Genomic DNA, 8,892 nt, shown 5'->3' with positions numbered 1-8,892 from the left:
GTAAACCGGCACCGGCCCGCAGTAACGCCGCATCGGTGGCGACAACGGGGGCCAGAACGGGGCCGGGGTGCAGCGCGACCGCAGCTGTGGACGGGCAGCGCGGGTAGCGCTGCCCCGCCCCGTTGCGCCGTTACTCGGCGCTGATGACCGCTTCGTCGCCGCTGCCTTCCACGGTGACGCGGCTGCCGACGGCCAGCCCGTTGATCTGCTCGCGCAGCTGGGTCGTGTTGAGGACGCGCCCTTCGTCCAGGCGCACCTTGACCATGTAGCGGGTGGTCGGGCCGGTGCCGGCCACCTTTTCGCCGATCGCCCCGCCGACCCGCTGGCCGTAGGTATCCGAGGCGGCGGTGACGGCAAAGCCGGCATTGGCTTCGCCCGCGTAGACCAGGCCGCTGCCGACCGCCACGCCGCCGAACTTGCCCAGGCGCTCGCCGATGGTGCGGCCGCGCTTGGTCTTGGTGGAGGTGTCATCGCCGCGGTTCTCGATGGGCTGCACCTCCTCGATCACGCCGTGACGGGGCTTGGCCGCGACCGGGCTGGCCAGGAACGCGGTGGCCAGCACCGCGGCCAGCACACCTGTTGCGTAACGCGTCATGTTCATCGTTCATCCTCCTGGAAATGCATGTGGGCGCGCTGCGTCAGCGGCGCTGTTGGGGTCCCACGACGTCCTCGTCGCACTGGATGCCGTTGGCCACCCAGCGCTGGACCCGACCTTCGCGGTCGGCGATATAGCTGATGTCGCAGCGATGCACCGGCGGGTGCTCGACATTGCGGTAATGGATCGGGGCGAACACGGGGCGATAGCCGCTGGGCGGCGTCGGTTCGTTGTAGAGGAACTCGCCCCCGCTGACGTACACCTTCTCCGTCCAGGCTGGCTGGATCGTGGTCCAGGTGTAGCGGGTTTCCAGGGTGGCGTCGTCCTCGTCGATCTGGACCCGGCCACCATCCACGCGCAGTTGCAGCAGCAGCGCGGAGGCATCGCGCCCGATCCATCCGTCGGCCAGCGCCTTGGCCTGGGCATTGAGCACCGTGTCGGCCTGCGCGCTGCCGGCCAGGCCGAGGCAAAGCAGCAGCCATGCCGCAGCGCTCGGCGCCACGACGCTTGATTTCATTGACACAAAACGCCCCCTTGTCCCTTGCGATGGCCGGGCCCGCGCGGCAGCACACCGGCAGCGACTGTCGTCCACTGGCGCGAGTGTAGGTCCGTGGCGGATCGTCAGCCATCGGATTTGGGAGGGGGGTGGTGTAGGGGTTTACCTACCTATGCTGCGTCGGGATGGTAGCGGTCCCGGTACTCTTCCGAAACGAGGCCGAGATTGACGTAGCGGTCCGGTCGGGCCCCCAGCTGTTCGCTGCAGTAGGCCAGCGCGTCCTCGACGCTGGCAAACGTCGGTTCCTCGCCGGCGGGCATGTCCGGATCGACGCTGCTGAATTCATAGAGGTCCATGAAGTCCGGGCCGTCGTCGTACACCTCGTACACCTCCACCATCCACTCGCCCTCGCGCGTGCGATGGATGGACAGGTGGCGGATGATCGTCTCCCCGGCTTCGATGCGCCCCGGCAGCAGCTGCTCCACCGTTCGCCCGTTGCGCAGGTTGGCCTTTACATCGAATTCGATCAGGTGCCGCATCCTCTCTCCACACGTTGGTTCGGCCATTCCCGGCCATGTGCATCCTACAACGCAGCCGCTATCCTGACCTGCCCCCGCCCTGCAGGAGCGTCGCATGCGCACGTTGTACCCGGCGATCAGCCCTTACCGCAGCTTTACCCTGGCCGTCGATGCGCTGCACACCCTGTTCGTGGAGGAATGCGGCGACCCGGATGGCATCCCGGTGGTGTTCCTGCATGGCGGCCCCGGTGCCGGCGCGTCCCCGATCCATCGGCGTTTCTTCGATCCGGCGCGCTATCGCATCGTGCTGATCGACCAGCGCGGCAGTGGTCGCTCCACCCCGTTCGGCGAGCTGCGCGACAACACCACCGCGCACCTGGTGGCCGACATCGAGGCGATCCGCGCGCACCTGGGCATCGAGCGCTGGCTGGTGTTCGGTGGTTCGTGGGGCTCCACGCTGGCACTGGCCTACGCGCAGGCCCACCCGCGACGGGCCACCGGCCTGATCGTGCGCGGCGTGTACCTGGGCCGGGCGGAGGAGAACCGCTGGTTCAACGAGGCCGATGGCGGTGCCCGCTGGGTGTTTCCCGAGCGCTGGGCGCGCTATGCCGCGCACATTCCCGAGGCCGAGCATGGCGAGATGATCCAGGCCTATTGGCAGCGGCTGGACAGCGACGACCTGGCCACCCGCATCGCCGCCGCGCAGGCGTGGCTGGGCTGGGAGGACAACGCGGCCACGCTGGTGCACGACGTCCATGCGGTAGACAGCGCCGACCCCATGGAGACGTTGGCCAAGGCGCGGATCGAGGCACACTACTTCCGCCACAACGCGTTCCTGGCACATGGCCAGCTGCTGCGCGGCGTGGCGGCGATCCGCCACCTGCCCGGAGTGATCGTGCAGGGCCGCTACGACATGATCTGTCCGGCGCGCAGTGCCTGGGAGCTGGCGTGTGCCTGGCCCGAAGCCCGGCTGGAGATGGTGCTGGCCGGCCACGGGGCGACCGAGCCGGCCACCGCCGATGCGCTGGTGCGGGCTACCGATGCGTTCGCCGCCTCGTTGGGCGCGCACAGCCACTAAGCAGCAGGCGGTGCGGCGTGGCGCGCGCTTAACACCCGGCGGCGCACGCTGCACAGGACCTGGACCCACCCGCGAGACTGCCATGAATCATCCGCTGGCCACTCCCGTCCTTGCTGCCGTGCTGGTGCTGGCCACCGGCGGCTGCACCGCCTCCCCCGCCGGTACGGGCGCCGCGGATGCCGCCCCGGCGTCGCGCGCTGGCAAGGCAGCGCCGGAGGCAGGCGATGCCTTCGCCGAGCCCGGTCACGGCATCGCGGTACGCCCCGTAGCCGGCACCCATCTGGCCCATGACTTCAAGCGCAGCTACCTCGCCCTGGATGCGTGGAAGCTCTACCCGGCCCCGGACAGCCGCGGTACGCCGCTGGTGGCGGTGGTGGTCGATGGCTCCAACGCGGTGACCTCGGCGGAGATGCGGATCGGCCGCAGCGATCACGCCGCCGACGTGGCCGCCTGCCTCACCCCGTCGGACGAAGCGAGCGGCCCCGGCGATACCGTGGCGATCGGCGGCGTGCCCTTCACCCACTTCAAGGCGGCCGACGCGGCCATGAGCCACTACCTGTCGGCCGACAGCTACCGCGCGGTGCATGCCGGTGCCTGCTATGCGATCGACCTGATCGTGTCCGGCACGCGGCCGGAGGTCTACGACCCGCCGCGCACGCCGCCCTTCAGCCAGGACGCCGCCCGCGGCACCCTGGCCAAGGCGCTGGCCGCCGTGCACTGGCAGCGCTGACAACACCCGCCTCGCGTTGCCTGGCGTCTCCTCTACGCCGCGTGCTGCCGCTACAATGCGCGCAGGAATCGCTCAAGGGGGGCGATGCGCATTGGAAGCGTCCGTCGTGCCCGCCACGTGTCTGTCTCGTTGTGCCCTGCCGCCGCGCCTGCCGCCGGCGATGACCGCCATCGCACCGCCTTCCTCGTTCCCACTCGCCCTGCCGCCGCGTGCCTGTCCGGCGCGGTGGGCGCGCGCGTCCTGACACCGTCTTTTTCATCCGCCTCCTGGAGCACCCCGCATGTCCGAGTCCGCCCTGTCCGTGCCGCCGATGACCGACGCTGCGCCGGCCCATTACCTGGACCGCGCGATGGCCGCCCTGCGCAGCCTGGGCCTGGCCGCCCCGCAGGAAAACAATGCGCCGGCGGTGGCGCTGGTCACCCAGCTCGCGCAACTGGACGAGGCCCGCGTGGTCGCCATCGCGCGGGTGCTGCAGCAGTCCGGCCATTTCAACCAGGTCATGCGCGAGGAGATCAGCTCGGCCCGCGTCTCCGACCGCTACACCGGGATCGTGCGCGCCTTCGACAGCATTCGTGACGACGCCACGGCCATGGTCGAGCAGGTCCGCGATGGCCGGATCGACATGGGCGAGCGGCTGCAGAACCTGTGGATGAAGGTGACCCGCGGCGACATCCCCAGCCGTTTCGACAAGATCCGCCAGACCTTCCTGGCGGTGAGCGCCGATTCCACCGACCAGCTGGCGCGCGAGGCGCGCGTGCTTGAGATGTATGCCGACTTCCGCATGTCGATCAAGGCGGCCGAGATCCAGGCGCACGAGCTGCTCGCGCTGCAGTCGCAGGCGCTGGGCGCCGCCAATGCCGCGCTGCAGGACGCGCAGGCGCAGGCCGCCGCCGCCCCGGTCGACGATGCCGCCGCCGCGGGCCGGCTGGCGATGGCCCGCGACGAGGCGCTGCGCCGCGTGCAGGACGAACAGGCGCGCTACCAGCTGGCCAAGGACCTGGCCGAGAACCTGCAGGTGAACTACGCCACCTCCGAAGCCATCATGCTGCGCGTGCACCAGTCCCACGAGGTCAAGCGCCGGGTCAACCAGCGCTCGATCGTGTTCTTCTCCACCAATGAAACCAGCTTCACCGCGTTGAACCTGGCCTTCACCACCCAGCTGGGCCTGCATGAGTCCACCCAGACCCTCAATGCGATGACCGAGGGCACCTCGCGCGGGATCGAGGCCGTGGCCACGATCGGCGACGAGGTGCTGCGCGATGGCCTGAAGGCCGGCTACGGCAGCACCATCGGGGTGGAGTCGGTCCGCAAGCTGGTGGATGCGGTGGTGAGCTTCCAGGAAACCTCGCTGCAGGAGATCGAACTGCTGCGCGCCCAGGCCACCCGCGATGCGGCCGAGATCGCCGCCTACGTCGAGCAGGGCAAGCAGCGTTTTGCCGCGCTGCTGCAGGCACCGGCGGCGCAGGAAACGCGCTGAGGTGACATCGACCACGTCCCCGGAGCAGCTCAATGCGGCGTTGTTGACCATGGATGTGGTCGACCAGCTGCGCTACCGCGATGCAGAGCTGAAGGCGCTTGCCGAGAATGGCCATGACCGCCTCGCGGTGAAGCAGCGCCTGGCCGCGCTGTACCGCGCGCAGGGCATCAACGTGTCCGACCAGATCCTGGACGCGGGCATCGCCGCGCAGCGCGAGCGGCGCTATGTGTACGTGGCCCCCACGGGCTGGAAGGCCTGGCTGGCCGGCGGCTGGGTGGCACGCCGGCGGGTGTTCACGCGGCTGCTGCTGGTGCTGCTGGCCGGCGTGGTGATGCTGGTGCTGGCTGGCGGCTGGGCAGTGGCCACTCGGGCGGTCAAGGAAAACCAGGCCGTGCAGTTTGTCGGCACGATCAACCAGCAGGTCGCCGACGTGGGCACCCGCGGCGGGGCACTGGCGGCGCGGCTGCGCACGCTGGAGGCCTCGCTGGACCGCCTGCAGGCGCGGGCCACGACCGCCCACCCGGACCGTCTTGCGGCGATGCTGGCCCACGCGCGGACGCTGCAGCACGAAGCCCGGCAGGCGCTGGCGGCCGTGCCCGCGACACTGCCGACGCTGGCACGCGACAACGCGGTGACCCACCTGCGCGATGCCGCCGACACGCGCGACCAGCAGGCCGTGGCGGTGGTGCGCGACGGCATCATCGCAGCGAAGAAACAGTTGGGCGTGGCCGACACCAGCGTGACGGCGCTGGCGGACGGGCTGGCGACCCTGGCCACCGCGGTGGACACCAGCGAGCAACTGGAGGCTGCCCTCCAGGCGGCGCGAGCGGCCGGCCTGGGGCCAGACGCGGTGCGGCTATACCAGCGCGCCCATGCCGCCGGCGACGCCGCGCTGCGGATCGGCCAGCTGGCCGAGGCCAGCGCGGCGGTGCAGACCCTGCGCCAGACCGTGCTGGACGCGGGCAAGCGCGCTGCCTTGGGCGATGCGCTGGCGCAGCTGCGCAGCGACGGCCTGGCCAGCGGGGTCAGCGGCGCGGACAAGCGGCAATTCGATGCCGCCGTGCAGCGTGCCGAGACCACCTTGCGGGCCGGTTCGCTGGCCGACGCCGGCGATGCCCAGCAAACGCTGGCGAACATGGTCGAACTGCTGCGCGAGCGCCTGGAGTACCGCATCGTCAATCGGGGGGATACGCGCTCGGGGGTGTGGCGCTACAACGAGAACGCCGCCGACGGGCGCAACTACTACCTGGTGGCCGAGGCCTTGGACGACCGCGGCCAGGCCGCCCTGCTGGACATCCGCAACGAGGAGACCGGCACCCGCACGTTCACCTCAACCTTTGCCGTGCGTGTACCCCAGGCGGTGTACGACCGGGTGGCGGCGGACAAGCAGGACAACGGCCTGATCGAAGACGACCTGATCGGGGTCAAGGAGCGTGGCCGCCTGTCGCCCACGTTCTCCGTGCCGGTCGCCGGCGGCTACATCACCGAATGGTGAGCAGGGAGAAACAGCCATGAATGAAGCCTTCCGCAATGTCGCCGAGGTGGACGCCGAGATCGCGCGCCTGGAGGCGGCCATCGAGCGGGCCGACACCGACTGCAGCCAGTCGGTGCAGGCGCAGGCCGAGCTGGCCGCGCAGCTGCAACAGGCGTTCGCCCGGATCGCGCGCGCGCAGGTGGACGGCCTGGCCGGGCAGCCGCAGGACGGCGCCGACGCGCTGACCCGCGACACCTTGCCGGCGTTGCGCCAGCGCGACGCCCGGATTGCCACGCAGCGCGAGCGCCTGGCCGCGCTGCGTGCCCGCATGGCCGCCGCTGACGCGGCCATGGCTGCCCTGCAGGCCGGCCGCGATGAAGCCGCGCGCCGCCTGCAGGTGCTGTGCGATGGAGTGGACGCCACGCTGGAGCGGCAGACCCGCTACCAGCCGTTGCTGGCGGCCTTCCATGCCGCCGATGACGCCGCGCATGCGGCGCAGCGGATGGCGGCCTCCGCCCACGAGGAACACGCGGCCAAGGCCGGTGCGTATGAGGCGGACCGGATTTTCATGTACCTGTTCGACCGTCGCTTCGGCAGCGCCGACTACCGCGCCGGCGCCCTGGTGCGGCGCGTGGATGGCTGGCTGGCACGGCTGTGCGGCTTCGAGGCGGCCTCGCGCGATTACGCCCTGCTGGTCGCCCTGCCCGCGCACCTGGACGCGCATGCGGCGCAGACCCTGGCCACGGCCGGGGCTGCGGCCGACCAGCTGGAGCAGGTCCGCCGGCCGGCCTTGCTGGCGGCCGGCGTGACGGCATTGGAAGCGGAACTGCAGCAGCAACAGACGGCATTCGGCGCGGCCCTGCTGGACGGCCAGCTGCAGCGCGGTGAGATCGACACCCTGCAGGCCGGCCTGGATGCGCTGGCGGCCTGGTCCGACCCGGCCGGCCAGGCCATCATCGAGAAGCTGGCCGCCGCCCTGGCCGCCGAGTCGCCCGGGCAGATCGACCGGCGCGTGCTGGCCACGCCCACGCCGGAGGATGACCAGGCGCTGGCGCAGGTGCGCGACCTGCGCCAGCGCATCGCCGCGGCGGGCGAGCAGTACCAACGCCAGCAAGCGCAGATGGGCCAGGATCGGTCGCGCCTGCAGCGGCTCACCCAGGCACGCCGCGAGCACCTCGCCGAACGCGAGGCCGAGGCGCGCCAGTACCGGGTGCAGGCCAGCCATGCCCGCCGCGCGGCGTATGCACCGGCGCCGGTATCGTCCTGGTCCAGCCTGCTCGGCGGTGGCGGTGGCCACCGTGGCGGCGGCAGCCCGACGCCATCGCGCGCCTCGGGCAGCGGCGGCACGGGCCGCAGCGGCGGTGGCGGTGGCGGCGGCAGCGGCTCGGGCGCCGGCAACGGCTTCCGCACCGGCGGCGGCTTCTGAGCGCCCAGCCCACCGGACGGCGCAGCGACGTCGGCAGCGGGTTGCGCACCCACCACGCTTTCGCCACGAAACGGCACGTAACATCGAATGCCCCGATGCGGCGGATCCAGCACGCCTGGCCGTCGCCGCTGCGCTGAACCCGGTACCGCCCATGCCCGAGTGGACACCCCTGCCCCGTTCTTTCTATCAGCGCCATCCCACCGAGGTGGCGCCGGCGTTGTTGAACAAGCTGCTGGTCCGCGCGGACGGGCGCGCCGGCCGCATCGTGGAGGTGGAGGCCTACGCCGGCAGCGAGGATCCGGCGGCGCATTCCTACCGCGGCCAGACCGCGCGCACCGCCACCATGTTTGGCGAGGCCGGCCACCTTTACGTGTATCTCAGCTACGGCATGCACTGGGGCAGCAACGCGGTGTGCGGCCCGGTGGGCGAAGGCTGGGGCGTGCTGCTGCGGGCGCTGGAGCCGGTGCACGGGCTGGACCGGATCCGGGCGGCGCGGCCGGCCATCCGCCACGACCGCGAACTGGCCAGCGGCCCGGGCCGGCTGTCCCAGGCGATGGGCATTACCCGGGCGCTGGACGGCGCCGACCTGGTCAGCAACGACCGCGGCGTGTGCATCGTCTGCGATGGCACCGCCCCGCCCGCGGTGCCGGTGGTGGGCCCGCGCATCGGCATCAGCAAGGCGGTGGCGTTCCCCTGGCGCTGGCACGTGCCCGGGCATGCGCATGTGTCCGGCCGCGCGGGCGCGAGCGCCGCGCGAGGTGGATCAGGGTGAGGATGCCGCGGTCGGCTCCGAGCGCAGGTCGACCGCGCGGGTGGTGTCGAGGGTGCGCCCGCCGATCACGAACGGCGCGGTGACGCGCGTGCGGCCGATCACCGGCTGACCGGCCGCCGTCGCCGGCAGGAACGGATGGGTGCGCAGGGCTTCCATCGCGGCCCGGTCCAGGTGCGGGTTGCCCGCGCTTTGCTCCACCACCACGCCGATGGCGCGGCCGTCGGCGCCGACGTCCACGCGCAGCACCACCTCCCCCTCCACGCCGGCGCGGAACGCGATCGTGGGATAGCGCGGCAGGTGCGTGCGCCAGTAGGCCAGGTCGAGCG

General features: G+C 71.5%; 10 protein-coding genes. 6 read left to right on the top strand and 4 right to left on the bottom strand.

The genetic code is table 11. The annotated features are described in order from the left end of the window. Nucleotides 1-130: 130 nt before the first annotated feature. The 3 genes from RSA25_RS17850 to RSA25_RS17840 all read right to left on the bottom strand — a co-directional run bounded on the left by RSA25_RS17850 (nucleotide 131) and on the right by RSA25_RS17840 (nucleotide 1,630). Nucleotides 131-601, bottom strand: a complete 471-nt coding sequence (locus RSA25_RS17850) for a hypothetical protein (RefSeq protein ID WP_332810175.1) — start codon at nucleotides 599-601, stop codon at nucleotides 131-133. A gap of 37 nt (nucleotides 602-638) precedes the next feature. Beyond that, nucleotides 639-1,097, bottom strand: a complete 459-nt coding sequence (locus tag RSA25_RS17845) for a hypothetical protein (protein WP_332810174.1) — start codon at nucleotides 1,095-1,097, stop codon at nucleotides 639-641. Between the two features lie 164 nt (nucleotides 1,098-1,261). Continuing rightward, nucleotides 1,262-1,630, bottom strand: coding sequence for a hypothetical protein (locus tag RSA25_RS17840; protein ID WP_332810173.1), 369 nt, complete (start codon nucleotides 1,628-1,630; stop codon nucleotides 1,262-1,264). Between the two features lie 94 nt (nucleotides 1,631-1,724). Here RSA25_RS17840 and pip point away from each other — a divergent pair, with 94 nt between their 5' ends. From pip to RSA25_RS17810, 6 genes are all read left to right on the top strand, one after another. Beyond that, on the top strand, nucleotides 1,725-2,687 hold the full coding sequence (gene pip, locus RSA25_RS17835; RefSeq protein ID WP_332810172.1) for a prolyl aminopeptidase: 963 nt from the start codon (nucleotides 1,725-1,727) through the stop codon (nucleotides 2,685-2,687). 82 nt (nucleotides 2,688-2,769) lie between these two features. Continuing rightward, entirely contained in the window at nucleotides 2,770-3,417 is a 648-nt protein-coding gene (locus tag RSA25_RS17830; RefSeq protein ID WP_332810171.1) for a hypothetical protein, read from the top strand. Between the two features lie 280 nt (nucleotides 3,418-3,697). After that, nucleotides 3,698-4,894: a cell surface protein gene (locus RSA25_RS17825; protein WP_332810170.1), complete on the top strand. Its 1,197-nt coding sequence runs from the start codon at nucleotides 3,698-3,700 to the stop codon at nucleotides 4,892-4,894. A 1-nt stretch (nucleotide 4,895) separates the two neighbouring features. Beyond that, the gene (locus RSA25_RS17820) at nucleotides 4,896-6,389 is read left to right on the top strand and encodes a DUF6384 family protein (protein WP_332810169.1); all 1,494 of its coding nucleotides are present in this window, start codon (nucleotides 4,896-4,898) and stop codon (nucleotides 6,387-6,389) included. A gap of 16 nt (nucleotides 6,390-6,405) precedes the next feature. Continuing rightward, entirely contained in the window at nucleotides 6,406-7,794 is a 1,389-nt protein-coding gene (locus RSA25_RS17815; protein ID WP_332810168.1) for a hypothetical protein, read from the top strand. A 151-nt stretch (nucleotides 7,795-7,945) separates the two neighbouring features. Then, entirely contained in the window at nucleotides 7,946-8,566 is a 621-nt protein-coding gene (locus tag RSA25_RS17810) for a DNA-3-methyladenine glycosylase (RefSeq protein WP_332810167.1), read from the top strand. Here the strand turns inward: RSA25_RS17810 and RSA25_RS17805 are convergent. After that, nucleotides 8,558-8,892, bottom strand: a 335-nt coding sequence (locus RSA25_RS17805) for an energy transducer TonB (protein WP_332810166.1), incomplete at its 5' end; no start/stop codon positions are given. The genes RSA25_RS17810 and RSA25_RS17805 overlap by 9 nt on opposite strands.

It is taken from the genome of Stenotrophomonas sp. (genome assembly GCF_036662295.1).
Taxonomy (GTDB): domain Bacteria; phylum Pseudomonadota; class Gammaproteobacteria; order Xanthomonadales; family Xanthomonadaceae; genus Stenotrophomonas.
The sequence above is the reverse complement of the archived record's forward strand: the minus strand, read 5'-3'. Positions and strand labels throughout refer to the sequence as shown.

Coding starts and splice junctions, on each gene's coding strand:
- RSA25_RS17825 (WP_332810170.1), top strand. CDS start 3,698: ATGTCCGAGTCCGCCCTGTCCGTGCCGCCGATGACCGACGCTGCGCCG.
- pip (WP_332810172.1), top strand. CDS start 1,725: ATGCGCACGTTGTACCCGGCGATCAGCCCTTACCGCAGCTTTACCCTG.
- RSA25_RS17815 (WP_332810168.1), top strand. CDS start 6,406: ATGAATGAAGCCTTCCGCAATGTCGCCGAGGTGGACGCCGAGATCGCG.
- RSA25_RS17840 (WP_332810173.1), bottom strand. CDS start 1,630: ATGCGGCACCTGATCGAATTCGATGTAAAGGCCAACCTGCGCAACGGG.
- RSA25_RS17830 (WP_332810171.1), top strand. CDS start 2,770: ATGAATCATCCGCTGGCCACTCCCGTCCTTGCTGCCGTGCTGGTGCTG.
- RSA25_RS17810 (WP_332810167.1), top strand. CDS start 7,946: ATGCCCGAGTGGACACCCCTGCCCCGTTCTTTCTATCAGCGCCATCCC.
- RSA25_RS17850 (WP_332810175.1), bottom strand. CDS start 601: ATGAACATGACGCGTTACGCAACAGGTGTGCTGGCCGCGGTGCTGGCC.